The sequence below is a fragment of the Mesorhizobium sp. M0001 genome (assembly GCF_040324255.1).
In the GTDB taxonomy this organism is placed as follows: domain Bacteria; phylum Pseudomonadota; class Alphaproteobacteria; order Rhizobiales; family Rhizobiaceae; genus Mesorhizobium.
Window position 1 is genome coordinate 717,995 of sequence record NZ_JAMYVS010000001.1, and the last position, 26,476, is coordinate 744,470.

Annotated in this window: 25 protein-coding genes; 19 read left to right on the forward strand and 6 right to left on the reverse strand. The window is 63.2% G+C overall.

Features of this window, described 5'->3' with window-relative positions; translation table 11 throughout:
• The first annotated feature begins 18 nt into the window (after positions 1-18).
• On the forward strand, positions 19-1,041 hold the full coding sequence (locus NKK50_RS03385) for an acyltransferase family protein (protein WP_023710723.1): 1,023 nt from the start codon (positions 19-21) through the stop codon (positions 1,039-1,041).
• Between the two features lie 66 nt (positions 1,042-1,107).
• On the opposite strand, the gene NKK50_RS03390 is transcribed toward NKK50_RS03385, so the two are convergent.
• The 5 genes from NKK50_RS03390 to NKK50_RS03410 all read right to left on the reverse strand — a co-directional run bounded on the left by NKK50_RS03390 (position 1,108) and on the right by NKK50_RS03410 (position 4,053).
• Positions 1,108-1,614 carry a GNAT family N-acetyltransferase gene (locus tag NKK50_RS03390; protein ID WP_352499667.1) on the reverse strand — a complete coding sequence of 169 codons (507 nt, stop codon included), beginning with the start codon at positions 1,612-1,614 and terminating at the stop codon, positions 1,108-1,110.
• On the reverse strand, positions 1,614-2,384 hold the full coding sequence (locus tag NKK50_RS03395; RefSeq protein WP_488377191.1) for a copper homeostasis protein CutC: 771 nt from the start codon (positions 2,382-2,384) through the stop codon (positions 1,614-1,616). The genes NKK50_RS03390 and NKK50_RS03395 overlap by 1 nt, the downstream gene beginning before the upstream one ends.
• Before the next feature lie 109 nt (positions 2,385-2,493).
• Positions 2,494-2,928 (reverse strand): cupin domain-containing protein, encoded by a 435-nt coding sequence (locus NKK50_RS03400; protein WP_352499603.1) that lies wholly within the window; start codon positions 2,926-2,928, stop codon positions 2,494-2,496.
• Positions 2,929-3,005: 77 nt separating this feature from the next.
• A complete protein-coding gene (locus NKK50_RS03405) occupies positions 3,006-3,392 on the reverse strand; it encodes a hypothetical protein (protein ID WP_352499604.1) in 387 nt (128 codons plus the stop codon).
• A gap of 64 nt (positions 3,393-3,456) precedes the next feature.
• Positions 3,457-4,053, reverse strand: coding sequence for an alpha-ketoglutarate-dependent dioxygenase AlkB (locus NKK50_RS03410; protein ID WP_352499605.1), 597 nt, complete (start codon positions 4,051-4,053; stop codon positions 3,457-3,459).
• A gap of 151 nt (positions 4,054-4,204) precedes the next feature.
• On the opposite strand from NKK50_RS03410, the gene NKK50_RS03415 reads away from it, so the two are divergent.
• The 8 genes from NKK50_RS03415 (at position 4,205) to apnL (ending at position 12,967) form a co-directional block, all read left to right on the forward strand.
• Complete coding sequence (locus NKK50_RS03415) at positions 4,205-4,432, forward strand: KTSC domain-containing protein (RefSeq protein WP_023681706.1); 228 nt, start codon at positions 4,205-4,207, stop codon at positions 4,430-4,432.
• 219 nt (positions 4,433-4,651) lie between these two features.
• Entirely contained in the window at positions 4,652-5,479 is an 828-nt protein-coding gene (locus NKK50_RS03420) for a phosphogluconate dehydrogenase C-terminal domain-containing protein (RefSeq protein WP_352499606.1), read from the forward strand.
• Between the two features lie 324 nt (positions 5,480-5,803).
• The gene (locus NKK50_RS03425; protein WP_023823037.1) at positions 5,804-6,745 is read left to right on the forward strand and encodes a D-ribose ABC transporter substrate-binding protein; all 942 of its coding nucleotides are present in this window, start codon (positions 5,804-5,806) and stop codon (positions 6,743-6,745) included.
• Between the two features lie 95 nt (positions 6,746-6,840).
• Positions 6,841-7,485, forward strand: coding sequence for a DUF2291 family protein (locus NKK50_RS03430; protein WP_352499607.1), 645 nt, complete (start codon positions 6,841-6,843; stop codon positions 7,483-7,485).
• Positions 7,482-9,038: a sugar ABC transporter ATP-binding protein gene (locus NKK50_RS03435; RefSeq protein ID WP_023744758.1), complete on the forward strand. Its 1,557-nt coding sequence runs from the start codon at positions 7,482-7,484 to the stop codon at positions 9,036-9,038. Before NKK50_RS03430 ends, NKK50_RS03435 begins: the two co-directional genes overlap by 4 nt.
• Positions 9,031-10,095 (forward strand): ABC transporter permease, encoded by a 1,065-nt coding sequence (locus tag NKK50_RS03440; protein WP_023688190.1) that lies wholly within the window; start codon positions 9,031-9,033, stop codon positions 10,093-10,095. The genes NKK50_RS03435 and NKK50_RS03440 overlap by 8 nt, the downstream gene beginning before the upstream one ends.
• A 2-nt stretch (positions 10,096-10,097) precedes the next feature.
• Positions 10,098-11,132, forward strand: coding sequence for a Gfo/Idh/MocA family protein (locus tag NKK50_RS03445; RefSeq protein WP_023744759.1), 1,035 nt, complete (start codon positions 10,098-10,100; stop codon positions 11,130-11,132).
• Positions 11,129-12,967 (forward strand): D-apionate lactonase, encoded by a 1,839-nt coding sequence (gene apnL, locus NKK50_RS03450; RefSeq protein ID WP_352543105.1) that lies wholly within the window; start codon positions 11,129-11,131, stop codon positions 12,965-12,967. Before NKK50_RS03445 ends, apnL begins: the two co-directional genes overlap by 4 nt.
• A 2-nt stretch (positions 12,968-12,969) precedes the next feature.
• On the opposite strand, the gene NKK50_RS03455 is transcribed toward apnL, so the two are convergent.
• Positions 12,970-13,683, reverse strand: a complete 714-nt coding sequence (locus NKK50_RS03455; protein WP_023672607.1) for a transcriptional regulator NanR — start codon at positions 13,681-13,683, stop codon at positions 12,970-12,972.
• Between the two features lie 187 nt (positions 13,684-13,870).
• On the opposite strand from NKK50_RS03455, the gene oiaX reads away from it, so the two are divergent.
• The 10 genes from oiaX (at position 13,871) to NKK50_RS03505 (ending at position 26,387) form a co-directional block, all read left to right on the forward strand.
• Positions 13,871-15,121, forward strand: coding sequence for a 3-oxo-isoapionate-4-phosphate decarboxylase OiaX (oiaX, locus tag NKK50_RS03460; protein ID WP_023744761.1), 1,251 nt, complete (start codon positions 13,871-13,873; stop codon positions 15,119-15,121).
• Between the two features lie 4 nt (positions 15,122-15,125).
• Complete coding sequence (locus NKK50_RS03465) at positions 15,126-16,460, forward strand: four-carbon acid sugar kinase family protein (protein WP_023744762.1); 1,335 nt, start codon at positions 15,126-15,128, stop codon at positions 16,458-16,460.
• Positions 16,461-16,693: 233 nt separating this feature from the next.
• On the forward strand, positions 16,694-18,211 hold the full coding sequence (locus NKK50_RS03470; RefSeq protein ID WP_023744763.1) for an FGGY-family carbohydrate kinase: 1,518 nt from the start codon (positions 16,694-16,696) through the stop codon (positions 18,209-18,211).
• The gene (locus NKK50_RS03475; RefSeq protein ID WP_031193112.1) at positions 18,208-18,984 is read left to right on the forward strand and encodes a DeoR/GlpR family DNA-binding transcription regulator; all 777 of its coding nucleotides are present in this window, start codon (positions 18,208-18,210) and stop codon (positions 18,982-18,984) included. Before NKK50_RS03470 ends, NKK50_RS03475 begins: the two co-directional genes overlap by 4 nt.
• Positions 18,981-20,693: a glycerol-3-phosphate dehydrogenase/oxidase gene (locus NKK50_RS03480; protein WP_023744764.1), complete on the forward strand. Its 1,713-nt coding sequence runs from the start codon at positions 18,981-18,983 to the stop codon at positions 20,691-20,693. The genes NKK50_RS03475 and NKK50_RS03480 overlap by 4 nt, the downstream gene beginning before the upstream one ends.
• A gap of 325 nt (positions 20,694-21,018) precedes the next feature.
• On the forward strand, positions 21,019-22,032 hold the full coding sequence (locus tag NKK50_RS03485; protein ID WP_023706021.1) for a sugar-binding transcriptional regulator: 1,014 nt from the start codon (positions 21,019-21,021) through the stop codon (positions 22,030-22,032).
• A 33-nt stretch (positions 22,033-22,065) separates the two neighbouring features.
• Positions 22,066-22,713, forward strand: coding sequence for a DUF2291 domain-containing protein (locus tag NKK50_RS03490; RefSeq protein ID WP_023744765.1), 648 nt, complete (start codon positions 22,066-22,068; stop codon positions 22,711-22,713).
• A complete protein-coding gene (locus tag NKK50_RS03495; RefSeq protein WP_023744766.1) occupies positions 22,710-24,248 on the forward strand; it encodes a sugar ABC transporter ATP-binding protein in 1,539 nt (512 codons plus the stop codon). The genes NKK50_RS03490 and NKK50_RS03495 overlap by 4 nt, the downstream gene beginning before the upstream one ends.
• A gap of 26 nt (positions 24,249-24,274) precedes the next feature.
• Positions 24,275-25,408 carry an ABC transporter permease gene (locus tag NKK50_RS03500; RefSeq protein WP_023681691.1) on the forward strand — a complete coding sequence of 378 codons (1,134 nt, stop codon included), beginning with the start codon at positions 24,275-24,277 and terminating at the stop codon, positions 25,406-25,408.
• A 37-nt stretch (positions 25,409-25,445) separates the two neighbouring features.
• A complete protein-coding gene (locus NKK50_RS03505) occupies positions 25,446-26,387 on the forward strand; it encodes a D-ribose ABC transporter substrate-binding protein (protein WP_081725422.1) in 942 nt (313 codons plus the stop codon).
• The last annotated feature ends 89 nt before the right edge of the window (positions 26,388-26,476 follow it).

Consider the following 26,476-nt stretch of genomic DNA (forward strand, 5'->3'; position numbering starts at 1 on the left):
GAGTGCGAAGGACGGGGCATGGCCGACATCTCCGCAGCGTCTGTTGCCCTGCCGCGGGCCACAGCCGACAAAGCAGCCAGAGCAAGACTGGCCTATCTCGATGGCTGGCGCGGGCTTTCGATCGCACTGGTGCTGATCGGCCATTTCTTCCCCGTTCCCGGGATCAATCTCGGCGTGCTCGGCGTCGAGTTCTTCTTCGTGCTCTCAGGCCGGCTGATGGGCGAGATACTGTTCATCGAACGCTTTCCGCTGAAAAAATTCTTCAAGCGCCGCTTTTCGCGCATCTATCCCGCGCTGCTGGTGTTCGTGACATCAGCCATGATCGGGCTCTCCGGCACCTTTATCGGCTTCAAATGGAAGGCGGCGCTGACGGCGCTGACATTCACCTACAACTATGCCGGAATTCTCATCACCCGCGCCGGCGCGCTCGACCACATCTGGTCGCTATGCGTGGAAGAGCATGCCTACATCATCCTGGCGCTGATCAGCGTGGTGGTGACCGGGCGGGGTAATGTCGTTCGGCTGCTGGTGACGCTGTCGCTGCTGGCGATGGCCAATGGCGCCATTTCGTACTGGGCACTCGGCATGGATTACGAGCACAGCTATTGGCGCACCGATGTGCATATCGCCTCGATCCTGCTGTCGGCATCGATCTGCCTGCTCAAGCACGATGACCGGCTGCCGGCATTCCTGAAGAGCCCCTATGTCAGCCTCGTGTCGGCGGCGGCGGCTATATTGCTGTTCCTCGATCCGGTGCCGACGCCGATCCATTACCTACTGGCGGTGCCGTTGCTGGCGCTTGCCGTCAATACGCTGGACACCAGCAACTGGCATCTTACCGGCCTGCTTTCATCCAGGCCGATGGTGATGATCGGGCTATGGTCGTACTCGCTCTATCTCTGGCAACAGCCCTTCTACAAATTCGTCGCCGAGCAGGGCAGTGCGCCGATCCCGATGCTGGCGGCTGTCTTCGCCTGTGCATTATGCAGCTACTATCTGGTCGAGAAGCCCGCGCGGGCCTGGCTGAACCGGAATTGGTGAGGGCTACGGACTCCTAATCTTATGCTGCCGTGGCGATCTGCTTGCCGATCATCAGCCAGCGACCCATCAGCCGGCGATCTCCTTGAGGTAGTAGCGCACCGCCTTCTTGCCGCCATGGATCACCGCGTCACCGACCTCGGCAAAGCCAAGCGCCGCATGGAAGGCGTCCGAAGCCGGATTGGGCGGTTCGACATTGACCTCGCAGGTGACGATGCTGTGGCCCGCGCGTGCGACTTCCCCGAACAGATCCTCGTAGAGCCGGCGGGCATGGCCGCGGCCGCGCGCTTGCGCCGCGACGACGACGCGGTCGACATAGACGAAGCGTGGATAGCGCTCGCGGAACCAGAGGAAATTCGGGCTGTCGTAGGCCGCATTCTGGTCGAAGGTCATGATGAAGGCTTCGAGCGTGCCGATGCGCCTGACGTAAAACGCTTCGCCAAGCAGGAAAGACAGCCGTTCGGGGTCGAGCCATGACAGTTCGGCGGCGTGCTCATTGTTGAGTGCGAGGATGGCCGCTTCGTCCTGAGGCGAGACACGGCTGATCGGCGACGGCCCAGTCACGGCTTCGCTCATCATGCTCTGGCCGCCGCAATCGTCGCTGCAACCAGCGCCCCATCGGTGACTGTGGTGCGGTATTCGCGGTCCAGATCGCCGCCGCCCATGCCGACTTGCGGGTTGCGGTAGGCCATGGCGCTCGGTACGTCCTTGAGCGCGGCGAAATGCAGTTCCGTCAGCCCGGTTGATGCCAGCACCCCGGCGATGTTTTCGGGGTCCAGCGCGCCGCAGCCGAGGATGATGATGCGGCCGTCGGCCTGGCGGACGAGATCCGCCAACAGGCCGGCGCCTTCCACCGCGGTGTCCCTCTGGCCGCTGGTCAGCACGCGGCCGACCTTGCAGCGGATCAGCGCTTCCAGCGCCTCGGCCGGGTCGCGCGTCATGTCGAAGGCGCGGTGGCAGGTGACGGCGAGCGGACCGGCGGCATCGACCAGCGCGCCCATGCGGGTTTCATCGATGGTGCCGTCGGCATTGAGGCAACCGACGACGACACCGGCGACGCCGAGGTCACGAAGCGCTGCGACATCGGCGAGCATCGAGCTGTATTCGGCCTCGCTGTAGAGGAAATCGCCGCCGCGCGGCCGCACGATGACATGGAAGGGAATGGTCGCGCTCTCGAGTGCGGCGCGCACCGTGCCGAGGCTGGGCGTGATGCCGCCTTCGACCAGGCTGGCGCAGAGCTCGACCCGGTCGGCGCCGGCGGCCTGCGCGGCCAGCAGTCCATCGATGCCTTCGACGCAGATTTCGATCAGGGGGCGAGCATTTCCTGCCAAGGGGCGATCCTTCATGATTGCATGACGGCCAGCCCTAGCATCGGCTCGGTTGGTGGGGAAGCCGGAACAGCCAGTCGCTGCTTGGGCCAGCCCGGCAACCCTGCCTAGGTCCGTAGCGAGAGATCTATTGTTTCTGCAGCACCGTGTTCTTGGCGCCTTGTTCGACCTGGTCGATGACCAGCAGCTTGACCGGGGCGTCGCCGATGTTGGTGGCCTGGTGCCATTGGCCGATCATCTCGATGATGAAATCGCCCGTCTTGTAGGTGTTGCTGTTGCCGGTCTCGACATTCGTCACTTTGAGTGTCCCGGCCTCGACATAGGCGTAGCGGGCAAACGGGTGCTTGTGCACCGGCAGAGTGGCGCCGACCGCAATGTCATAGGTTGAAACCAGGACCTGGACATTTTTCTGCGGCAGCACGATCGGCTGACCGGACGCCGTCTGGCTGCGATCGGCAAGCGGTGTGACGACAACCGGCGGGATGGTACTGTCCAGCGCCCGAGCGGGGTTTGCAGATAGCGCTGCCGCGAACAGCAGCATCGATGCCAGGATCTTTCGCATGGTTCCTCCAGGTTTTACCGCCACCGCGCGGCGCGACGCCAAAGTTCTAACTCTCGTCAGCTACTGGAGACACAACGTCATCCGCCGGTGCCGTCGTCCATCATCGTATTCGTGAGCGCTTCATAGATGTTGCTGCATACCTGAGACCGCGGACAGTGTTTTACGATGAATGCCGGCACGACAGTCAGTGCGGCGGCGATCAGGATTTGCAGGAAGAGAGGAGCAGGCTCGAAGCGTTTGCCAAGCAAGGCTCGGCAAGCGAAGTAGAGACTTTGAGCCAGGCATGCCCAGACAAGGACATGCAACAGCGTGCTCGTTGCTCGGGCATAGGGCGTTATGTATCCGTCGGGAAAGCCGACCATGCCGAGGTCGACGAGCCACTGCAGAGCCAGAACGCAGGACAGGCATGCCCACAGAAAGAGCGCCACGCGGATGGCCGGGATTTTGCTGCGATCAACGCTCATATGCAATCGAAGCACAACTGCGTGCTGCCTTCCAGAGCGGCTGCTGCGTGGCTTGGAGTATCGTCTATTTCAGAGTGCGCAGCGTGATCGAATAGCGGTGCCCGGCGACCGGCGGAATGCTGTGCTCCCACTCGTGGCGCGCCGGACCGTCCATGAGATAGAGGGACCTCGGTTCGACCTCGATCGTCTCGCGATCCCATTTCGAGCCTTTTTTGCGGCGCAGCCGAAAGCTGCAGGGCGCCAGCAGCGAGACGCCGGCGACGAGATCGAAATGCGGCTTGTCGCGATGCCAACCTATGCCCGCGCCCGGCCGATACTCGTTGATGAGCACTTGCGCGAATTCCGTGGCCTGCCTGCCGGCAAAATCCGCGACCTTGTCGCGAAGCGGCAGCAGGAATTTCGGGATGGGCGGCGCTTCGACGACCTGTCGCCGGTCGTAGTCGTAGCGCCAGCCGAAGCCGGCGACCAGCCGGTTGGCAATATGGCCATGGAAATCGAACGGCTTGAAGGACAGTTCATTGAGGTGACGGACCAGTTCCGCCTCTTCGTCCGTTGTGATCAGGCTAGGCCGGTAAGAAAATCCTTCCGGCAGCGTGTCGGCCGCGCCGAAGAGATCGCCCTGGCTGGCATACGCTGTTGTACTGGATTTCGTCTGTGACATCTGACGGAGAGATAGGAAGCCTCGCGGCCCGGGCAAGATTTTCGGCGTTGTGGTGCGCCTCCCTGACGGAACCTCCGCATCGTTGCGGCATTACGCATGTTCGAAGCAGGATTTGGGGCGAAAGATTTGGGGACGAAGCAGGATTTTCGACATGCCGTCCACTGCCATTCGCAACACCCACTACGACCCGTCGACGAAAATCCTCTCGGTCTGGTTCGTCCCGAGCGGAGCCCGCTACGACTATGAAGAGGTCGAGCCCGAGACCTATGCGGCGTTCCGCGCCGCCTTCTCGAAAGGGCAATTTTTCAACGAGTTCATACGCGATCGCTACCGGTTTCACCTGGTTGAAGAAGGACGCCGGCGCGTGACTGGATCCTGAAGGCGCTACGAGAACTCGCGGCGCAGGGATAGTTTTCGGGCTGGGAAGACCAGGGACCCAGGCAGCTATAGGCCCGCCACGTGCGAGCGGAATGCCAAACAGACGACCGCATGGCCTCATCAAAGCCCTGTTCAACTCCTCAATTCGTGGTAAGGTGATTATACCAGTTAATAACATGACGATCGGCGCGGCCGTCGTTTAATGCGGGAGTAGGGATAGATGACGACGATTGCGCTGTTCGGTGCCGGCGGCAAAATGGGTTACCGCCTGTCGACCAATTTTCGCGGATCGCCCTACACGGTATGCCATGTCGAGGTCAGCGAGGCCGGCCGCGAGCGGCTGAAGACCGGACTGGGCTTCGACGCGGTCAGTGCCGATGCGGCGCTCGACGGGGCGGATATTGTCATCCTGGCCGTTCCCGACACGCATATCGGCAAGGTGGCGGCTGATATCGAGAGCAAACTGGCGCCAGGCACAATGGTGATAGTGCTCGATGCGGCCGCACCCTTCGCCGGCCATCTGCCCAACCGGCCGGACCTGACCTATTTCGTCACCCATCCCTGTCATCCGCCGATCTTCAACGACGAGACCGACATGGCGGCCAAGAAGGACTATTTTGGCGGCGTCAAGGCCAAGCAGCATATGGTCAGCGCGCTGATGCAGGGACCGGAAGCGGATTACGCCAAGGGCGAGGCGGTCGCGAAAATCATCTGGGCGCCGGTCATGCGCTCGCACCGTGTCACTGTCGAACAGATGGCGCTGCTGGAGCCCGGTCTATCGGAGACGGTGTGCGCGTCACTGCTTGTCGTCATGAAGGAAGCCGTCGACGAGGTCGTCGCGCGTGGCGTCGACCAACAGGCGGCGCTCGACTTCCTGCTCGGCCACATCAACGTGCTCGGCGCCGTCATTTTCGGCGAGACCAAGGGTGTGTTTTCCGACGCTTGCAACAAGGCGATCGAGTTCGGCAAGCCGGTGCTGATGCGCGACGACTGGAAGCGGGTGTTCGAGCCGGAAGAGATCGCCGCGAGCATTCGGCGCATTACCTGAGATTGGCCGAGTCGGGCGCTGGCCGGAGTGCCTCGATCGCTCGACACACCCGCTATGACAGCCAGATGTTTTTTGCTCAGCGGCACATGTCACCTCAATTAGTGATTGACTCATCATACCAGTTGGCTTAGCTGTTCTTGACTCGGATCCACAAGGTTTCGCAGGGAGTTCGAGCCTGGACGGGTGGAGGGGCGGGGGAGCAACGACCGTTTGGGAAGCCGGCAACGGCATTCAGCCTGAACCGATCGGCGGCCCGCGTTGCGCGATGAATTCGAATGCAGAGGCCTTGATTTATCAAGGCAATTTTTCAAACGGGAGGACATCATGAAACTCACACGCAGAATGACACTTGCGGCGTTCGCCGGCATGCTGGCGCTTGGCACGGCGGTACCCGCCTATGCGGCCGACCTGATTGCCATCATCACGCCCTCGCACGACAATCCGTTCTTCAAGGCGGAAGCCGTCGGCGCCGAAGCCAAGGCCAAGGAACTCGGCTACGAAGCGCTTGTGCTCGTCCATGACGACGACGCCAACAAGCAATCCGAATTGATCGATACGGCGATCGGTCGCGGCGCCAAGGCGATCATCCTCGACAATGCCGGCGCCGACGCCACTGTCGCTGCCGTGCAGAAGGCCAAGGACGCGGGCGTGCCGTCGTTCCTGATTGATCGCGAGATCAACGCCACCGGCGTCGCCGTGGCTCAGATCGTCTCCAACAACTACCAGGGCGCCCAGCTCGGCGCGCAGGAGTTCGTCAAGCTGATGGGCGAGAAGGGCAATTTCGTCGAGCTGGTCGGCAAGGAATCCGACACAAATGCCGGCATCCGCTCGAAGGGCTATCATGACGTCATCGACGACTATCCGGACCTGAAGATGGTCGCCCAGCAATCGGCCAACTGGAGCCAGACCGAGGCTTACGCCAAGATGGAATCGATCCTGCAGGCCAACCCTGACATCAAGGGCGTCATCTCCGGCAATGACACGATGGCGATGGGCGCCTATGCGGCGCTGGTCGCGGCAAACCGCAAGGACGTCATCGTCGTCGGCTTCGACGGATCGAACGACGTGCGCGACTCCATCACCGCGGGCGGCATCAAGGCAACCGTCCTGCAGCCGGCCTATGCGCAGGCGCAGATGGCGGTCGAGCAGGCCAACGACTTCATCAAGAACAAGAAGTCGCCGGCCAAGGAAAAGCAGCTGATGGACTGCGTTCTGGTCAATGGTGACAATGCTGCCAAGCTGGAAACGTTTGCGCTGACCAACTGAGCCGGCGTGACATGAACAGCGAGGGGCGACCCAAGGGTCGTCCCTCGCCGCCATTTTCCGTGGGTGCCGACCACCATGCTGAACAACAAACCATCATGCTGAACAACAAGCCGAACTGGCCGATCCTTGTCGTTGCAGTCGGCATCAGCCTGACCGCCTGCAAGATCCTCCCGACCCCTTCGGGGGACAGCGGCAATGCCGCCGTCTTCAACCCGGACAAGATGGTCGAGGAGATATGGGCGGCGAAGGTCGTGCCTTACCTCCAGCAGAAAGCCGGGCCGTTTGCCGAAGTCCACGCTCTGGCAAAAACCGATCCTGCTTCCGCCGGCGCCAAATATGGCAATCCGAAGAAGCAGGCGAATTCGCCCTGGACCTTCGCGGTTCGCGTCGAGGGCAAGATCATCGCCGCCAACACGCAGTCGCGGGCAGCGACCATGGATGTCGATGTCGACGGCGACGGCAAGGCCGATGCGCGGGTGCAAATCGGACCGGCGATGCGGGGAACCGCGCTGCGCGACAGCCTCGATTTCATCCAGTTCAACGATTTTACCAATCAGATCGACTTTGCCCAGTTCGGCAAGGCGTTCAACGCCTATGCCGTCAAGGCCCTGTTTGCCAAACTGCCGCGTGACGCGCTGGAAGGCCGGACCGCCAAGGTTCTCGGCGCCTATACGCTCGAGAGCGGCCAGGACCTGCCGCTGGTGACGCCGGCGGAGGCAGAAATCGGGCGGAAGCCATGAGCGCTGCGGTTGCTCACGATGTCGTCTTGAAGCTGGAGGACGTCTCCAAGGTCTATTCCGGCACCGTCGCGGTCAAGCGCGCGAATTTCGAGGTGCGCAAGGGCGCCGTCAATGTGCTGGTCGGCGAAAACGGCGCCGGCAAATCGACGCTGATGAAGATCATCGCCGGCGTCGAACAGCCGACGCTCGGCCGGATCCTCCTGGAAGGGGAGGAGGTCTCCTTCTCGTCATCGGGCGACGCGGTGAACCGCGGCATCGGCATGGTGTTCCAGGAGCTGAACCTGTTTGGCAATATGACCGTCGCCGAGAACATCTTCGCCACGCGCGAGATCACCAACCGGTTCCGCAAGATCGACCGCAAGGAGCAGGAGCGTCGCGCGGCGCAATTTCTCGAACGCCTGCAGGCCGGGATAAGGCCCGACATGCTGGTCGAGGATCTGCGCATCGGCCAGCAGCAGCTGGTCGAGATCGCCAAGGCGGTTTCGCTCGATGCGCGCATCCTGATCATGGACGAGCCGACCTCGGCGCTCAGTGCGGCCGAAGTCGAGATCCTGTTCAAGGTGATCGCCGACCTCAAGGCGCGCGGCGTGGCGATCGTCTACATCTCGCACCGGCTGGAAGAGCTGATCCGCATTGGCGACTACATCACGGTGCTGCGCGATGGACACATCACCGGCCAGGAAGAGATGAAAAACGTCGACACGCGGTGGATCGTGCGGCAGATGATCGGCTCCGACGCCAAGGATTTCGCCAAGGCCGACGGCCATGTTCCCGGCGAAGAAATATTCCGCGCCGAGGACATCTGCCTGCCGCGCGCCACCGGCGGGCTGGCGGTCGATCACGTCTCGCTGTCGCTGCGCGCCGGCGAGATCCTCGGCATATACGGCCTGATGGGCGCCGGGCGGAGCGAGCTGTTCGACTGCATCATGGGCCGCCATGGCCAGGCTACCGGCGCGATCTTCATCGCCGGCAAAAAGGTCAAGGAGCGCGACACGACGCGGCGTATCCGGCGCGGGCTGGCGCTGATCCCCGAAGACCGCCAACGCGAAGGGCTGGTGTCGATCCTCTCCGTCGCCAGCAATCTGACGCTGGCCAGCCTGTCGCGCTTTGTCCGCCTGTTCCACATCCGCGGCGGCCACGAGAAGCAGGCGGTGATGCAGATGGTGCGGGAACTGGCGATCAAGGTCGCCCACCCGGCGCAGGAGGTGTCGTCGCTGTCGGGCGGCAACCAGCAAAAGGTGGTGATCGGCAAGGCGCTGCTCACCGGGCCGAAGGTGCTGCTGATGGATGAGCCCAGCCGCGGCATCGATGTCGGCGCCAAGGCCGACGTCTTCCGCACCATGCGCAAACTGTCGCGCGACGGGTTGGGCATTCTGTTCGCCACCTCGGATCTCGATGAGGTGATGGCGCTGTCCGACCGCATCGCGGTGATGAGCAATGGAAAACTGACGGGCATGTTCGATCGCTCCGAGGCGACGGAGGCAGCCCTTGTCGCCGCCTCGGCACTTGGCCACGGACCGACCCCGCACACGGAGAAAAGCGCCCATGACTGACATCCCGGCCAAGGCGGCTGTCTCCTCCGTCTCGAGCGGCTCGCTGCTGCTGACGCTGATGAAGGCGAGGACGTTCATCGCGCTGATCGCCGTCTTGATCTTCTTTTCGATCGCGGCGCCGAATTTCCTGTCGACCGCCAACCTGATCCTGATGTCGAAACATGTGGCGCTGAACGCCTTCCTCGCCATGGGCATGACCTTCGTCATCATCACCGGCGGCATCGACCTGTCGGTCGGCTCGATCGTCGGCCTGTGTGGCATGGTCGCCGGCTACCTCGTGCTGAACGGCATCGACCTGCAATTCGGCTACACCGTCTATTTCAACGTCGTCGAGATCGCGCTGATCACGCTGGCGGTCGGCATATTGATCGGCGCCGTCAACGGACTGCTGATCACCAGGCTGAACGTCGCGCCGTTCATCGCCACGCTCGGCGTGCTCTATGTCGCGCGCGGCCTGGCGTTGCTGTCGTCGGACGGCCGCACCTTCCCCAACCTGGTCGGCAAGCCGGAGCTCGGCACCACCGGGTTTGGTTTCCTCGGCGCCGGGCGGCTGCTTGGCCTGCCTGTGGCGATCTGGATCCTGATCGTCGTCGCGCTGGCTGCGGCCTATCTCGCCAAATACACGCCGCTCGGCCGCCACATCTTCGCCGTCGGCGGCAATGAGCGGGCGTCGCGAATTTCGGGCGTTCGTGTCAACATGGTGAAAATGTTCGTCTACATGTTCTCCGGCTTCTGCGCGGCGATCGTCGGCCTGATCATCTCGTCGGAACTGATGGCCTCGCACCCGGCAACGGGCGAAAGTTTCGAGCTCAACGCCATCGCGGCGGCAGTGCTCGGCGGCACCTCGATGTCGGGTGGGCGCGGCACGATCGGCGGCACCATTGTCGGCGCCTTCGTCATCGGCATTCTTTCGGACGGGTTGGTGATGATGGGCGTGAGTTCCTTCTGGCAGATGGTGATCAAGGGCCTTGTCATCATCGTCGCCGTCGTCGTCGACCAAGCGCAGCGCCGGCTGCAGAGCCGGGTGACGCTGATGCAGATGGCAAAGGCAGGCTGAGCATGGCGGAGTTGCGGGGAGGGCTCATCGGCTGCGGCTTCTTTGCCATCAACCAGATGCATGCCTGGCGCGACATTGAAGGCGCCGCGATGGTCGCCATTTGCGACCGCGACCCGGAGCGGCTGCGCATCATCGGCGACCAGTTCGGTATTGCGAAGCGCTACACCGACGCGGCAGAGATGTTTGCAAGCGAAAGCCTCGACTTCGTCGATATCGCCACCACCGTTCCCAGCCATCGTCCGCTGGTCGAGATGGCGGCGCTGCACCGTGTGCCGGTGATTTGCCAAAAGCCGTTCGCGCCGACGCTTGCCGACGCCAAGGCGATGGTGAGGGCCTGCGTGGAAGCCGGCGTACCGCTGATGGTGCATGAGAATTTTCGTTGGCAGTCGGCGATCCAGGCGGTGCGTGCCGTGCTCGACAGCGGCGAGATCGGCACGCCGTTCTTCGGGCGCATCTCCTTCCGCTCTGCCTATGACGTGTTTTCCGGCCAGCCCTATCTCGCCGAGGGAAAGCGCTTCATCATCGAGGATCTCGGTATCCACAGTCTCGACATCGCCCGTTTTCTACTGGGCGACGTGTCGACGATCACGACGCGAACCGCGCGCATCAACCCCGGCATCGCGGGCGAAGATGTCGCGACGATGCTGATGGACCACAAGAGCGGGGCGACGTCAGTGGTCGACTGTAGCTACGCGACGAAGCTCGCCACCGAACCGTTTCCCGAAACGCTGATCGAGATCGACGGCAGCGACGGCACGATCCGCTTGGCGCAGGGATATCGGCTCACCGTCACCGGCAGGAGCGGCACGAAGATCACCGACGTTTCGCCGCCCTTACTCGCCTGGGCATCGCGCCCATGGCACAACATCCAGGAGAGCGTCGTCGCCATCCAGCAGCACTGGGTCGACTGCCTGGCAAAGGGAACCGAGCCGGCGACCTCGGGCGCCGACAACCTCAAGACATTCGCGCTGGTCGAGGCGGCCTATCTGGGCGCCGCGAGCCACGAACCTGTCCACCTGGATGGCTTGCTGACATGACAGCCGACGCCTTCCTCCTCTACGGTACGCATGCCGTCGAGGCGGAGCCGGTCAGGCTGAATGCCGGTCTGCTCAGCGCCGACTTTGTCAACGGCAACCTGCGCACCATCCGTTACGGTGGCATCGAAGTGTTGCGCGCCATCGCCTACATCGTGCGCGACCGCGACTGGGGCACCTATGAACCGGCGCTGACGGACCTTGCCGTCGATCAGGACGCCGACAGCTTCTCCGTCAGCTACTCCGCAACTTGCTTAGCACCGGGCGGAAGCCGGCTCGACTTTCGCGCTACGATCAAGGGCTCCGCCAACGGTCACCTAGTGTTCGACGTCAGCGCGGTCCCTGAAAGCGATTTCGAGACCAATCGCTGCGGTTTTTGCGTCCTGCATCCGATCGCCGGCCTCGCCGGCAGCCCGGTCACGGTCGAGCATACCGACGGCAGCGTGGTGGCGACGAAACTGCCGCTGTTGATCGATCCCTGGCAGCCTTTCAAGGATTTGCGCGCGATCACCCACGAGGTCCGGCCGGGCATCACTGCCGAATGCCGGATGGAGGGCGACACTTTCGAGATGGAGGACCAGCGCAACTGGTCGGACGCGTCCTACAAGACCTATGTGCGGCCACTGGCGCTGCCTTGGCCCTATGTGCTGCCGGCCGGCCAAACTGTAAGCCAGACGGTCAGCCTGCGCATCACCGGCGAGGGGGGAATGCCGGCCGCAGCATCTGCCGCCGAACCGGTCAGCGTCGAACTCGGCGAGACCGGGCAGAGGCTGCCGGATCTCGGCGTGATCATCTACCCGGATGAGGTCGAAGCAGCGCTCGCAAATCTTTCGACATTGACCGAGCTCGGCCCGCAGCAACTTGTCTTCCACTACGATCCGACGCGCGGCCACGGTCTCGAAGCATTGCAGTCTTATGCAAGGCTCACCGCCGCCTATCCGGTGCAGACGACGCTGGAATGCGTCGTTGCCTGCGCGGGCGACCTCGATGCCGAGCTGTCAGGCGTTGCCGACATGGTGCGTCAAGCCGGGTTGAAGCTTTCGGCCATTGCCGTCTCGCCTTCGGTTGACCGGCAGTCGACACCGCCGGGCAGCGCGTGGCCGGACTGTCCGCCGCTCGAAGACGTCTATGCCGCGGCCCGTCGCGCCTTTCCCGATATCCGGCTCGGCGGCGGCATGTTCAGCTATTTCACCGAGCTCAACCGCAAGCGCGTGCCGGCGGGCCAACTCGATTTCGTCACCCACTGCACGTGCCCGATCGTGCACGCCGCCGACGATCTCAGCGTCATGCAGTCGCTGGAGGCGCTGCCCTTCATCACCGCGTCGGCGCGGGCGATCTTCGGGGAAAAGCCTTACCGCATCGGTCCATCGACGATCGCCATGCGCCAGAACCCCTATGGCGGCGCGACCAAGGGCAATCCCGGGGGCCAGCGCATCGCCATGGCCGATCGCGACCCTCGCCATGCCGGCCTGTTCGCAGCCGCATGGGCGATCGGCTATGCCGCGCGTGTCGCGCCGGCCGGGCTGGAACTGCTCACGCTGTCCGGCTTCGCCGGGCCTTTCGGCGTGCTCGCAGCATCCGGCGAACCCGTCGCGGAAGGATCGCCTCGGCCGATCTTCGATGCCATCAAGGGGCTTTGCGAACTGGCCGGCCTTACGTATGTGGCGACGAAAACGAGCGACGAGACCAAGGTGCTGGCGCTGGCCGGCCGCTCCGCTTCGGGCAAGACCGTGGCGTGGCTGGCGAACCTGACGGCGGACGACGTGACGGTCGACATCTCAGCGTTTGGCCGAGGCCAACTGGTGATGACCCCTTACGCGATCACGCGGATCGGCTGAAATCAGTTGCCGGAGTTCATCACATAAAGCGCGCGCGAGCGCTCGAGGTGCTTGATCATCGCCTTCTCGGCGCCGTCGGCATCCTTCTTCTCGATGCGGCCGATGATCTCTTCATGCTCGGTCAGCGTGAACTGTTCCTTGCCGGTCCAGATCAGCATTTCGGTGTGATATTCCTTCAGCCAACCGAGCATCGCCTCGCTGACGGCGATATAGATCGGGTTGCCTGAAATGGCCGCGATCTGGGTGTGAAACTTCATGTCGGCTGAAATGAAAGCCTCGGAATCGCCGCGAAAGCCACGCTGTTCGGCAATTGTGGCCCGCAGCTGCTCAACGTCCTCGGCAGTGGCATTTTCGGCGGCTTCCCTGACCATGCCGCGCTCGAAGAAGATGCGCGCCGTTTTCAGGTGCTCCAGCGTGTCCTTCGACGACGACAGGATGATCTTGGCTGCGCCGTCGACCTGCTTGATGATCGACTTGGCGGTCAGCTGCAGCACCTTGGCGCGTTCCCCATGCGAGATCGCGACGAGGCCCATATTGCTCAGCGCCTGCATCGCCTCGCGGATCGCGGGACGGCCGACCTCGAAGCGCTCCATCAACTCGCGCTCCGACGGCATGTCGTCGCCCGGCGTCAATTCTCCGCTGGTGATCAGGCGCTTCAGCCGCAAAAACACTTCGTCGGAAAGTTTGCGCCGGACGATCGGCTCCGAACGGTTCATCGTCGCGAATCACTCCCTTGACCTGTGTCTGTCTAGCACTGCCGCAGCTGTTCCCGGAATGGCTGTCGCCCCGATCGCCCATAGCCGCCAGACAGGATATTGCTTGCAAAGCTTATGTACTCATTATACCAGATTCCGACGATCAAGGAACTCTTTTCGAACCCCCTGCGGCCTCAGACAACGAACCATGATCACGCTCACCTACCGCATCGAGACATCAGGCAGCATCGAGACGCTGGCAGCCAAGATCGCCAGCGACCAGTCGACTGGAACCTTCGTCGCGCTGCCCGGCGAGACCGAGGAACTGAAAGCCCGGGTGGCCGCGCGTGTCCTGGCCATTCGGCACCTGCCGGACGCACTTCGCCCCTCCATTCCCGAGGCCGGTAACGGGCCGTTCAAGCGCGCGGATGTCGACATCGCCTTTCCATTCGATGCCATCGGCCACGACCTGTCGGCTCTGATGACCATTGCCATCGGCGGCGCCTATTCGATCAAGGGCCTAACCGGCATTCGCGTTGTCGACATGAAGCTGCCGGAGCAATTCCGCGGCGCGCATCCAGGTCCGCAATTCGGCGTCGCCGGCAGCCGCAGGCTGACAGGTGTCACGGATCGGCCGATCATCGGCACCATCGTCAAGCCGGCGCTGGGGCTGCGGCCCCCCGAGACCGCCGCGATGGTGGGCGAGCTGATCGCCGCCGGTGTCGATTTCATCAAGGACGATGAGAAGCTGATGAGCCCAGCCTATTCGCCGCTGGCGGAGCGGGTAAAGGCAATCATGCCGCTGATCCTCGACCACGAGCAGAGGACCGGCAAGAAGGTGATGTACGCCTTCGGCATCTCGCATGCCGACCCGGACGAGATGATGCGCAATCACGATCTGGTGGCCAAGGCCGGCGGAAATTGCGCGGTGGTCAACATCAACTCCGTCGGTTTCGGTGGCCTGGCCTTCTTGAGAAAACGCTCCAGCCTGGTGCTTCACGCTCATCGCAACGGCTGGGACATCCTCACCCGCCATCCCGGCCTCGGTATGAACTTCAAGGTCTGGCAACAGTTCTGGCGGCTGCTCGGCGTCGACCAGTTCCAGATCAACGGCATCCAATCGAAATACTGGGAGCCGGACGCGTCTTTCGTCGAGTCCTTCAAGGCGGTGACGACGCCGATTTTTGCCCCTGAGGATTGCGCCTTGCCTGTGGCGGGCTCCGGCCAATGGGGCGGGCAAGCGCCCGAGACCTATGAACGGACCGGCCGGACGGTCGATCTGCTCTATCTGTGCGGCGGCGGCATCGTCAGCCATCCGGATGGACCGGGCGCCGGGGTGCGTGCCGTGCAGCAAGCCTGGCAGGCGGCGGTCGACGGCATTCCGCTGGCGGATTTCGCCTTGAGCCATCCGGAGCTGGCGCGGTCGATCGAAAAATTCGGCGACGGCAAAACGGCCTGAAGCAATGCAAGACCTGCTTCTCAGCTATTATGGCGACGACCTCACCGGCTCGACCGACGTCATGGAAGCGCTCGAACTCGGCGGCGTCCCGACCGTGCTGTTCATGCGCCAGCCGGACGCGGCCATGCTTGCGCAGTTCAGCCACTGCCGCGCCATTGGATTGGCCGGCACCAGCCGCAGCGAGACGCCACAATGGATGGACACGCATCTGAGCGATGCCTTCGCCTGGCTGAAGACGCTGAATGCCGCGATCTGTCACTACAAGGTCTGCTCGACCTTCGATTCCAGCCCGACCATCGGCAGCATCGGTCGCGCCATCGAGATCGGCCGCTCGGTCTTCGTGCAGGACAGCGTGCCGCTGCTGGTCGGGGCGCCGCAGCTCAAGCGTTACACGGCCTTCGGTCATTTGTTCGCGGCCTATCGCGAAAAGTATTTCCGCATCGACCGCCATCCGGTGATGAGCCGCCACCCGACGACGCCGATGGATGAATCCGACCTGCTGATCCATCTGTCGCGGCAGACGGAGCTCACATCGGGGCTGGTCGATCTCGCGACGTTGCAGTCGGTGTCGCGCTCGGAAGCCTTCGACCGCTTGCTCGCTGAGGGCACCGACATCGTACTTGTCGATGTCGACAGCCTCGAGACGCAGGCGCTTGCCGGCAAGGGGATATGGCGCGCCCGCAAGCCGGGCGGTTCGTTCGTCGTCGGCTCGTCCGGGATCGAATATGCGCTGCTGGCCGAATGGGTGTCGAGTGGGACAGTCAGAGCTGAGCCAGGATTTTCGCCGCCAGGTGCCGCCGACCGGATCGCGGTCGTCTCGGGCAGTTGTTCGCCGACGACCGAACGACAGATCCGGCACGCTTTGACCGACGGCTTCGATGGCATCGAGGTCGATCCCGTCGAACTGATCTCCGAAGCTTCCGGAGATGCGATCGCACGCGCGACGGCAGCCGGTCGCGCCAGTCTGGAAGCCGGGCGCAGCGTCGTTCTCTACACGGCCCTTGGACCCGCGGCCGACAGGGGGGGCGAAATCGACCGCCAGGAAGGCGCCCGCCACAAGCTCGGGCGGGGCCTCGGCGAACTGCTTCGCGCGCTGACCATCGAGCAGAAGTTGCAGCGCGTGGTCGTTGCCGGCGGCGATACGTCGAGCCACGCGCTCGGCCAGATGGGTGTCGATGCGCTGACCGTGCGGATGCCGTTGCCGGCGTCGCCGGGCTCGCCGCTTTGCGTCGCTCACTCGCGTATTGAGGCGATCGATGGGCTGGAGGTGGCGCTCAAGGGCGGGCAGGTCGGAACCGACCGCTATTTCAGCGCCATCCGCGACGGCCTTAGCCGCTGACAACGCGTCGCTCCGGCAACCGCGAGATCCATCCGTGGCTCCCTGGCGCCGAAGCCTTTTTGTCGCGTATGTTGACGTTAAATTCACATAAAGATATGAGTTCTTTGTTGCGGCGAGGTGCTTTTGCCGTTTGTCCCCCTTGCTCAATCGGGGTTGTCGCCATGTGTTTCGCCCTTGCATCAGACTGCAGGATCGCCCTGTAGCAATCGCCAATGCTGAAAGAGGCGGTGATCATGCCCAGCCTGCTCGGAATCGATAACGGCCTCACGGTCACCAAGGCGGTCATCTTCGATGCCGACGGCACGCAATTGTCCGTGGCGCGTCGCCGGGTGCCGCAATCGATGCCCCACGCGCGCTGGGTGGAGCGCGACATGTCAGGCCTGTGGCAAGCAACAGCCGACGCCATCAAGGAGGCGATCGCGCTCTCCGGCAGGCCGGCGGAAGACATCAAGGCGGTGGCGGCGACCGCGCATGGCGATGGTCTCTATCTGCTCGATCATGATCGTCAGCCTTTGGGATCAGGCATCCTGTCGCTCGACAGCCGCGCCGGCGACATTGTCGAAAGGTGGTCCGCCGGTACCGTTTTCACCGATGCGCTGGCGACGACGGGCCAGACGCCGCATGTTTCGGCGCCGTCGGCGCTGCTGGCGTGGCTTAAGCAGAACGATCCTGATCGCTATGGCCGCATCGGCCATGTGCTGGCCTGCAAGGACTGGCTGCGCTTTTGCCTGACCGGCACGATCGGGACCGACCGCACGGAGGCCAGCACTTCATTCACGGATTTTCGCACGCAAGCCTATGCGCCTGAAGCGCTGCGCATCTTCGGGTTGGAGGATCTGTTCAACGCGCTGCCGCCGGTGGCGCATTCCGCTGACATCGCCGGTCAAGTCACAGCCGATGCCGCCGAAAGGACCGGCCTTCGCAAGGGAACACCGGTCGCCTGCGGCCTGCACGACGTGGCCGCCTCGGCGCTTGGCATGGGCGGCCATGAAGACGGCGTGCTCGCCATCGTCGCCGGCACCTATTCCATCAATGAAGTCGTCTCTTCGCAACCGCGCGTCGACCGGCGTTGGTTCTGCCGCAACGCCATCGATGCGGGCCGTTGGAACAACATGTCGATCTCGCCGGCCTCGACCGCGAACTACGACTGGTTTCTCGGCACGTTTTGCCGCGCGGAGCAGGACAGGACGGATGGCGGCTCCCTCCACGAATTGCTGGCGGGAGAGATCGACGCGGCGTTGAAGAAGCCTTCGACCATCCTGTTTCATCCCTATCTGTTCGGCTCTCCCTATGGCGATTTGGCCAGCGGCAGCTTTGTCGGCCTGCATGGCTGGCACAATCGCGGCGACATGCTGAAGGCGGTTCTGGAAGGCATCGCCTTCAATCACCGCACCCATGTCGAGGCCTTGCGCGACGGCTTTGCCGTCAGCGAGATCCGCCTGACCGGGGGCGGCTCGCGTAATCCTGCTTTCGTCCAGATGTTTGCCGACGTGCTGAACGCCCCGGTCACCGTCACCTCGACGGATGAGACCGCGGCCCTCGGTGCCGCGCTTTGCGCAGGTGCTGCGGTCGGCTTGTTCAAGACGCCGCAAGAGGGCGCCAGGCAGGTCGGGATGACGGAGCGGACGTATCAACCCGTGCCCGCCTCCAGTGCTGTGTTCAATGAGCGGTTTTCGCTCTACTGCCGCATAGCCGAGCAACTGAAGTCGCATTGGCCTGATATCGAAAGGCTGGCGGGGGTAAACGCATGATCAAGGCCGACGAACGACGAGAAGAGATCGCCGATTATGTGATCAAGCTCGGCCAGGTGCGCATCGATGATCTGGTCGAGCATTTCGGCGTGTCGCGCATGACCATCCACCGGCATATCGACCGGCTGGCGCAGCAGGGCGTGCTGCGCAAGCTGCACGGTGCGGTGACGGTCCAGCCTTCCGGCCTCTACGAGAGCGCTTTCCGCTACCGGGTGACCGTCAATCGAGCCGAGAAGGATGCACTGGCGCGGGCGGCACTGGATTATATCGAGGCCGGCCAGGTGGTGATGCTGGACGATTCATCGACGGCAAACGCGGTCGCGACGCTGCTGCTCGACGTCAAGCCGCTGACCGTCGTTTCCAACAGCGTCTCGACGGCGGGCCAATTGATCAATGTGGACGATATCGATTTCATCTGCCTCGGCGGCCAGTATCATCCCACTTACAATGCCTATATCGGCATTGTCTGCGAGAACGCCGTGGCGCAGTTGCGCGCCAATGTGCTGATCTGTTCGGCTTCGGCCGTCACCGGAACCACTGCTTTCATCCAGGATCCAAATGTCGTGCGGGTCAAGCAGGCGATGATGACCGCCTCCGTGAAGCGCATCCTTTTGGTGGACCACGCAAAATTCGACCGGATCGCGCTGCATGTCTTCGACGATCTGACCAGTTTCGACGCCGTGCTGGTGACCGAGGGCCTCGGCGATGCGCAGGCGCAGAGCCTCGAGCGGGCCGGGGTGAAACTGCGCATCGTCAAGACGAAAGCGCCATGAGCCGAACAGACGGAGCAGGGGCGGACAATCCCGCCGGGCGTCTCGCCGCGATAGCCGGGACCGGCGAGGTCGACGTCGTCATTCTTGGCGCCGGCATCAACGGGGCAGGGCTGTTTCGCGATCTGTGCGCGCAAGGTGTCAGCTGCCTGATCGTCGACAAGGCGGACTTCGGCTCGGGCACCAGTGCCGCGCCGTCGCGGCTCATCCACGGCGGCCTGAAATATCTCGAGACCGGCGAGTTCGGGCTGGTGGCGCAGTCGACGCTCGAACGCAATCTGCTTCTGCAAAACGCGCCGCACTATGTCAGCCCGCTGCCGACCGTCATCCCGATCTTCTCGTGGGGCAAGGGCATGCTGGCGGCGTTGCGAACGCTGTTCGGCTCGACCAGCGCGCCGCGCAGCCGCGGCGCCATACTGATCAAGATCGGGCTGATGATCTACGACTTCTATGGTTCGCGAAACCAGGTCATGCCGCGCCACCGCATGGTCGCGCGGCGGCAGGCGCTTGGCGAGATGCCGGCGCTCAATCCGGCGATCGTCGCCACCGGCACCTACTACGACGCCAAGATAAGTCACCCGGAAAGGCTGGTGCTGGAACTGATCCTCGACGGCTTGCAGGCTCACGCGGCGTCTGCCGGTGCCAACTACACGACACTGGCGGCTTCAGCCAATGGCGTGCTCACCTTCCAGCCGGAAAACGGCGCGGCCTTTTCGGTGCGGCCGAAGCTGGTGGTGAACGCCGGCGGTCCGTGGATCGACGACGTCAATGCGTTGCTTGGTGCTCCATCGAAGATGATCGGCGGCACCAAGGGCTCGCATATCCTGTTGAAGCATGACGAACTGGTCAAAAGCCTGGCCGGGCGCATGCTCTATTTCGAGGCCGATGACGGCCGCATCTGCCTGGTCTACGACTATCTCGGCCTGGCGCTGGTCGGTTCGACCGACATCAAGGCCGACAATCCCGACGCGGTGCGCTGCGAACCCGAAGAAGTCGACTATCTGCTCGACAGCGTGCGAACGCTTTTGCCGGGGATGGCGTTCGAGCACGACCAGATCGTCTACGCCTATAGCGGCATCCGGCCGCTGCCGACGTCTGAAGCAGCGACGCCCGGACTGATCAGCCGCGATCATTCGGCGCCCGTTGCCGAGCCGGACGGCAACAGGCCCTTTGCAGTCATTTCGCTGGTCGGCGGCAAATGGACGACGTTCCGCGGCTTTGCCGAGGAAGTCACTGATACCGTACTCAAGCGCTTGCAGCGCAGCCGCAAGGTGACGACGCGAGCCATGCCGATCGGCGGCGGGAGGGATTTCCCGGCCAACGCCCCGGCCCGCGCGGACTGGCTGGCCGAGGCACAGCAGGCAACAGGCGCCGGGGAAGGGCGCCTTGATCAATTGCTGTCGCGCTACGGGACCAGAGCCGTTGAGATCGCCAGGCATGCGTCGGATGATGAGGGTCGTCTGCCGGACTCGGACGGCTACGGCAAGGCGGAAATCGACTACATCGTGCGCAACGAATTCGTCGAACATCTGGCCGATGTCGTTATGCGCCGCAGCACGTTGGCGATAGGCGGCTCGTTGACGAGCCGCGACCTGACGGAGATTGCCGCGATCGCCGGGCGGGCGTTGGGGTGGAGCACCGAGCGCCTCACGCGGGAGGTCGAAGCCGCTGTTGTCGAGCTCGAGGGCAGGAACCTGATGCGGCTGGACTGATCGCTTGATCGCCGACGCCTAGCTTTTCCTGAGGCAATCCGATCGATTTGCCCTTGTTCCGCCGTGTGCATTAACCTTCCCATTTTGCACCCGGATTGGGATTTGCCGGCGCCTACGGGCTCATGCCGTCACTGGATACGGTAACACAAATTGACGTTAAATTAACAGTACCGTATGGTCATATTATATGCTCACCTTCTAATAGGCTCGCGTTGGCTGCCGAACGTCGGCTGAGGCAACCATCTGCGGAGGGATTGACAGCGGTGCAAAGGTATGAAAATTTTTGCACACAAAGATAATATTATCACCCTGGGGAGGGGATAGCTTGAATTCCGGCGGAAGCGCAAACCGCGACCATGAATCCAGCCTCGCCACGCGCGCGGCCTGGCTGCACTATGCCGGTGGTCTGACCCAGGCCCAGGTGGCCAAGCGGCTTGGCCTGACCAGCCTCAAGGCGCATAGGCTGATCACCAAGGCCAACCAGGAAGGTCTGGTCAGGGTCTTCATCGACGGCGACGTCGCCGAATGCGTCGACCTGGAACAGCGCCTGATCGCCGCCTATGGGCTCCACTATTGCGAGGTGGTTCCCGATCTCGATCAGGACGAACTGCCGCTCAAGGGGCTGGGCATTGCCGGCGCCCAGTTCCTGAAGCGCGAAATCGATCGCGGCGAAGACATGCTGATCGGCGTCGGCCATGGCCGCACGCTTGCCGCCAGCGTCGAATATCTGACGCGCGCAACTGCTGCTCACATCCGTTTCGTCTCGCTGCTTGGCGGCGTGACGCGCAAATTCGCCGCCAACCCGCACGACGTCATGCATCGCCTGGCAGAGCGGACCGGCGCGCAGGCTTTCGTCATGCCGGTGCCTTTTGTCGCCAATACCGCCGAGGACCGTGAAGTGCTGCTTGGCCAACGCGGCATCAGCGATGTGTTCGCTCTCGCCAGCCGGTCCGACCTGATGTTCGTCGGAATAGGCACGGCCGAGCGGGAGGCGTCGCTGGTCGCCACCGGCATGATCGAGCCTTCCGAAATCGATGAGGTCAAGCGGGACGGCGGCGTCGGTGAATTGCTGGCGCATTTCTTCGACGACAAGGGGCGTCCGGTCGAAACGGCGCTGTCGGAAAGAATACTGGCGCTTCCGCGCGATCAGTTGAAGGGCCGCAGGATCGTTGCCGTCGCCGGCGGCAAGGTGAAGGTGCGCGCCATCAAGGCAGTACTCGAAAGCCGTTATCTCAGCGGCCTGATCACCGACGAATGCACGGCCCGCGCGCTGGTCGAGCTCGACGATGCAGCCGGGACCGCGAAGCGCTACGTGAACGGAGGAACTTCGAATGCGTGACAACGGACAATCCGCACCGCTGGTGGTTGCATCATGAGCGCGAAGGCCACCGCCCGGCAAGCTTCGCCCGGCCTGCGCCGGGTGCTTGCCGGCGCTGCGGTTGTGGTTCTGCTCGGCGCCATGGCGCTCGACACCAAGGTGATCAAGATCGGCTCTGCCGGCGATGTTCGCAACGCCGTGTTTTCGGCCGCCGACTACGGCAAGTCTGAATTTCCCAAGGTGCAGGCCGATGTCGAAGCGCGTGCCGCCGACGCCGCGACGGTGGCGGCGGCGATCGCCAAGGACAGGGCGACGGCCGAAAAGGAATATGGCGTGCCGGCGGGAGTCGGACCGGTCATCTCGGTCAAGTTCACCTGCGTCGTCGGCGAGGGAAAATCGGGCATCTACAAGGTCGCCGTCGACGGTTTGCCGGACACGTTGACCGTCCGCGTACAGACTGGGCCGGCGATCAACGGAACCGAGCTTCGCGACGCCACCGGCAAGATCACCTTCGGCCAGTTCACCAACCAGATCGAGTATCAGGACGCCGGCTCGGCGCTGAACAACGAGATGAAGAAGGAGGTGCTGGCGAAAGTCGATACCAGTGCCTTGACCGGCAAGACAATAGCGGTGGTCGGCGTCTTCAAGCTGGTCAATCCGAAGAGCTGGCTGGTCACACCGGTGAGGCTGGACGTCAAATGACAATGGCTGCCGGCACAGAACCCGCGACTGGCGATGCCGTGCTTTCGGCGCGCAATGTCGTCATGTCGTATGGCGGCGTCCACGCGCTCAAGGGCGTCAACTTCGACATCCATCGCGGCAAGGTCACCACCCTGTTCGGAGAGAATGGCGCCGGCAAATCGACGCTGATGAAGATCCTGTCCGGCGTGGTGACGCCGACATCCGGCGACATCGTGCTCGACGGCAATCTCGTCAGCTTTGCCTCGTCTTCGGACGCGCGCGATCGCGGCATTTCGATCATCCACCAGGAGCTCAGCCTGGCGCCGAATCTGAGCGTTCGCGACAACATCTTCATGGGCCGCGAACTGCGCACCAGAACCGGCCTCGACTTCGCCGAGGAGGCGCGCCAGGCGCGGGCGCTGATGGCCGACCTCGAAGAAGACATCGATCCGATGACCCTGGTCGAGGACCTGCGCCTGGGGCAGCAACAGATCGTCGAGATCGCACGCGCGCTGTCGGTCGATTCCCGCATCCTGATCATGGACGAGCCGACCTCCGCACTCAGTGCGACCGAGGTGGAGGTGCTGTTCAAGGTGATCCGCGATCTGACCAGCCGCGGTGTCTCCATCGTCTACATCTCGCATCACCTCGAAGAGGCGCTGCAGATCACCGACTACGCCGTCGTGCTGCGTGACGGGGCGATCACGGCAACGGCCGAGGCCAAGGACATCGACCTCGAATGGATCGTCCGCAACATGGTGGGCGAGAATTTCGATCTCGGCTCGCCGCCGACCGGCCACGAGTTCGGCGCGGTGGCGCTGTCGATCGTGGATGTCAGCGTCACCGACGCTTCGGGTTCAGGCTACGTCGTCGATCATCTGTCGCTGGATGTCAAAGCGGGCGAGATCGTCTGCATCTATGGGCTGATGGGCGCGGGCCGCACGGAATTGCTGGAGGCCGTCGCCGGCCGTGTGCCCATGGCGGGCGGGCGGGCGCTGCTGGAGGGTGAGGACGTTTCGGGACTGACCATTGCCCAGCGCATCGCCCGAGGTCTGGTTCTGGTCCCCGAGGATCGCCAGCGCGATGGCCTGGTTCAGACCATGACCGTCGGCCGCAACCTGTCGCTTGCCAGCATCGAGGCATTCGCCAAGGGGCTCTTCCTCTCCCGGCAGAGGGAGCGCGCACTGATCGACGATTCGATCCGCAAGGTGACCATCAAGACCGCGGGCGGCAACGCCATGATCGGATCGCTGTCGGGCGGCAACCAGCAGAAGGTCGTCATAGGCAAGATGCTGACGACGAATCCCAAGGTCATCCTTCTCGACGAGCCGAGCCGCGGCATCGACGTCGGCGCGAAGGCCGAAGTCTTTCGCTTGCTCAGCGAGCGTGCCGCGCAAGGCCTGGCGGTCGTCTTCTCGACCTCGGAGGTCAATGAGTGCCTCAGCATCGCCCACCGCATCGTCGTCATGCGGCGCGGCAAGATTTCAGCCGAATTCGGCGCCAACGCCACCAAAGAGCAGATCATGGCCGCCTCCGGCGAAGCCGTGGTCGCCTGACCACAGAATTTCCGGAGCCCCGACCCATGAGCGATGTCAGCCAGGCCAGCAAACAGTCCAGCCCCAATGCGGGCGGAGAGGGCTTCGACGTGGCCAAGCTGCTGCTCGAAGGCCGGGCCTTCTTTGCCCTGATCGTCATCATTGTCGTCTTCTCGATCCTGTCGCCCTACTACCTCTCGGTGGCGAATTTCCTGACCATGGCTTCGCATGTCGCCATCTTCGGGATTCTCGCCATCGGCATGCTGCTCGTCATCCTCAATGGCGGCATCGACCTGTCGGTGGGGTCGACGCTCGGGCTTGCCGGCGTCGTCGCCGGTTTTCTGATGCAAGGCGTGACGCTGACCTGGCTCGGCGTCGTTCTCTATCCGCCGGTCTGGGTGGTCGCGGTGCTGGCCTGCATGCTGGGTGCGGCCGTCGGGCTTATCAACGGCGTGCTGATCGCGCGGTTCAAGGTTCCGGCCTTCGTCGCCACGCTCGGCGTCATGTACATGGCGCGCGGCCTGGCACTGCTGATGACCAGCGGCCTGACCTACAACAATCTCGGCGGCAAGCCGGAGTTGGGCAACACCGGTTTCGATGCTCTCGGCTTCAACCGCCTGTTCGGCGTGCCGACCGGCGTGGTGGTGCTGGCGGTCATCGCGCTGATCGGCAGCATCGTCCTGAACCGCACCGCCTTTGGACGCTGGCTCTACGCCTCGGGCGGCAATGAGCGCGCCGCCGAACTCTCCGGCGTTCCGGTCAAGACCGTGCAGATTTCGGTCTATGTGCTGTCGGGCATCTGCGCCGCCATTGCCGGCCTGATCCTGTCCTCGCAGCTGACCTCGGCCGGGCCGACCGCCGGCACCACCTACGAACTGACGGCCATCGCCGCCGTGGTCATCGGCGGCGCCGCACTGACTGGCGGCCGCGGCAATATTCGTGGCACCCTGCTCGGGGCCTTCGTCATCGGCTTCCTGTCCGACGGTCTGGTGATCATCGGCATCTCATCCTACTGGCAGACAGTGTTCACCGGCGCCGTCATCGTGCTCGCCGTGCTCCTCAATGCCGTTCAGTATCGCCGCCGTAGCAAGCTTCCAGCTTCGACGGGCGGCCAACCGACTTCTCAGAAACGGGGGAAGGCCGAACCGGCCAATCCTGCCCAAGGGAAGACTGCCAGCTGACTGGCAGCAACACCGCGTAATCATTGGAGGAATGTACATGAAAATCGTGCTTAGAAGTTTGCTTGCCGCCGCGATGGTGGTCGGGTTTAGCGCAGCCGCATCGGCCGCGGGCCTGATCTCGATCATCGTCAACGATCCGGCCAACCCCTACTGGCTGACCGAAGGCAACGTTGCCAAGGCCGAAGCCGAAAAGCTTGGCTATACAGCCAACGTCGCCGCCCACAAGGGCGACACCAATACCGAAAGCAATCTGATCGACACCGCCATCACCAACAAGTCGGTGGCGATCATCCTCGACCCGGCCAATGCCGATGGTTCGGTCGGCGCGGTGAAGAAGGCGATTGCCGCCAACATCCCGGTTTTCCTCGTCAATGCCGAGATCAACCAGGAAGGTCTTGCCAAGGGACAGCTCGTCTCCAACAACGCCCAGGGTGCGGCTCTCGGTGCCCAGCAGTGGGTGCAGGCGGTCGGTGAAAAGGGCAAGTATGTCGAACTGCTCGGCGCCCCGTCGGACAACAACGCCGCCACGCGCTCGAACGGCTACGCGACTGTGCTCAGCCAGTATCCGGATCTCGAAAAGGCCGCTTCGCAGGTCGCCAACTGGGATCGTACCCAGGGCCATGACAAGATGCAGAGCATGCTGCAGGCCAATCCCGACATCATCGCGGTGATCAGCGGCAACGATGAAATGGCGCTTGGCGCGGTTGCGGCGCTGAAGGAAGCTGGCAAGCTCGCCGGCATCAAGGTCGGCGGCTTTGACGGTTCCCCGGATGCGGTTGCGGCCATCAAGTCCGGCGAACTGCAGTACACCGTGCTTCAGCCGGTGGCCATCTTCTCGGCCAAGGCTGTGCAGCAGGCCGACTCGTTCATCAAGTCGGGCGCTACCGGCGCCACCAGCGAGAAGCAGCTGTTCGATTGCCTGCTCATCACCAAGGACAATGTGGACAAGTACACCGCACCCTTCGTGCTGTCGGAATAAAACGTGCTCAGGGGGTGTCCTTTGCGGACACTCCCTGGCTCTTCCACGGCTCCAGACAATAAAGACTGCTCCTTGTGAATTGCCTTCAT

Coding starts and splice junctions, on each gene's coding strand:
- NKK50_RS03385 (WP_023710723.1), top strand. CDS start 19: ATGGCCGACATCTCCGCAGCGTCTGTTGCCCTGCCGCGGGCCACAGCC.
- NKK50_RS03390 (WP_352499667.1), bottom strand. CDS start 1,614: ATGAGCGAAGCCGTGACTGGGCCGTCGCCGATCAGCCGTGTCTCGCCT.
- NKK50_RS03395 (WP_488377191.1), bottom strand. CDS start 2,384: ATGAAGGATCGCCCCTTGGCAGGAAATGCTCGCCCCCTGATCGAAATC.
- NKK50_RS03400 (WP_352499603.1), bottom strand. CDS start 2,928: ATGCGAAAGATCCTGGCATCGATGCTGCTGTTCGCGGCAGCGCTATCT.
- NKK50_RS03405 (WP_352499604.1), bottom strand. CDS start 3,392: ATGAGCGTTGATCGCAGCAAAATCCCGGCCATCCGCGTGGCGCTCTTT.
- NKK50_RS03410 (WP_352499605.1), bottom strand. CDS start 4,053: ATGTCACAGACGAAATCCAGTACAACAGCGTATGCCAGCCAGGGCGAT.
- NKK50_RS03415 (WP_023681706.1), top strand. CDS start 4,205: ATGCCGTCCACTGCCATTCGCAACACCCACTACGACCCGTCGACGAAA.
- NKK50_RS03420 (WP_352499606.1), top strand. CDS start 4,652: ATGACGACGATTGCGCTGTTCGGTGCCGGCGGCAAAATGGGTTACCGC.
- NKK50_RS03425 (WP_023823037.1), top strand. CDS start 5,804: ATGAAACTCACACGCAGAATGACACTTGCGGCGTTCGCCGGCATGCTG.
- NKK50_RS03430 (WP_352499607.1), top strand. CDS start 6,841: ATGCTGAACAACAAGCCGAACTGGCCGATCCTTGTCGTTGCAGTCGGC.
- NKK50_RS03435 (WP_023744758.1), top strand. CDS start 7,482: ATGAGCGCTGCGGTTGCTCACGATGTCGTCTTGAAGCTGGAGGACGTC.
- NKK50_RS03440 (WP_023688190.1), top strand. CDS start 9,031: ATGACTGACATCCCGGCCAAGGCGGCTGTCTCCTCCGTCTCGAGCGGC.
- NKK50_RS03445 (WP_023744759.1), top strand. CDS start 10,098: ATGGCGGAGTTGCGGGGAGGGCTCATCGGCTGCGGCTTCTTTGCCATC.
- apnL (WP_352543105.1), top strand. CDS start 11,129: ATGACAGCCGACGCCTTCCTCCTCTACGGTACGCATGCCGTCGAGGCG.
- NKK50_RS03455 (WP_023672607.1), bottom strand. CDS start 13,683: ATGAACCGTTCGGAGCCGATCGTCCGGCGCAAACTTTCCGACGAAGTG.
- oiaX (WP_023744761.1), top strand. CDS start 13,871: ATGATCACGCTCACCTACCGCATCGAGACATCAGGCAGCATCGAGACG.
- NKK50_RS03465 (WP_023744762.1), top strand. CDS start 15,126: ATGCAAGACCTGCTTCTCAGCTATTATGGCGACGACCTCACCGGCTCG.
- NKK50_RS03470 (WP_023744763.1), top strand. CDS start 16,694: ATGCCCAGCCTGCTCGGAATCGATAACGGCCTCACGGTCACCAAGGCG.
- NKK50_RS03475 (WP_031193112.1), top strand. CDS start 18,208: ATGATCAAGGCCGACGAACGACGAGAAGAGATCGCCGATTATGTGATC.
- NKK50_RS03480 (WP_023744764.1), top strand. CDS start 18,981: ATGAGCCGAACAGACGGAGCAGGGGCGGACAATCCCGCCGGGCGTCTC.
- NKK50_RS03490 (WP_023744765.1), top strand. CDS start 22,066: ATGAGCGCGAAGGCCACCGCCCGGCAAGCTTCGCCCGGCCTGCGCCGG.
- NKK50_RS03495 (WP_023744766.1), top strand. CDS start 22,710: ATGACAATGGCTGCCGGCACAGAACCCGCGACTGGCGATGCCGTGCTT.
- NKK50_RS03500 (WP_023681691.1), top strand. CDS start 24,275: ATGAGCGATGTCAGCCAGGCCAGCAAACAGTCCAGCCCCAATGCGGGC.
- NKK50_RS03505 (WP_081725422.1), top strand. CDS start 25,446: ATGAAAATCGTGCTTAGAAGTTTGCTTGCCGCCGCGATGGTGGTCGGG.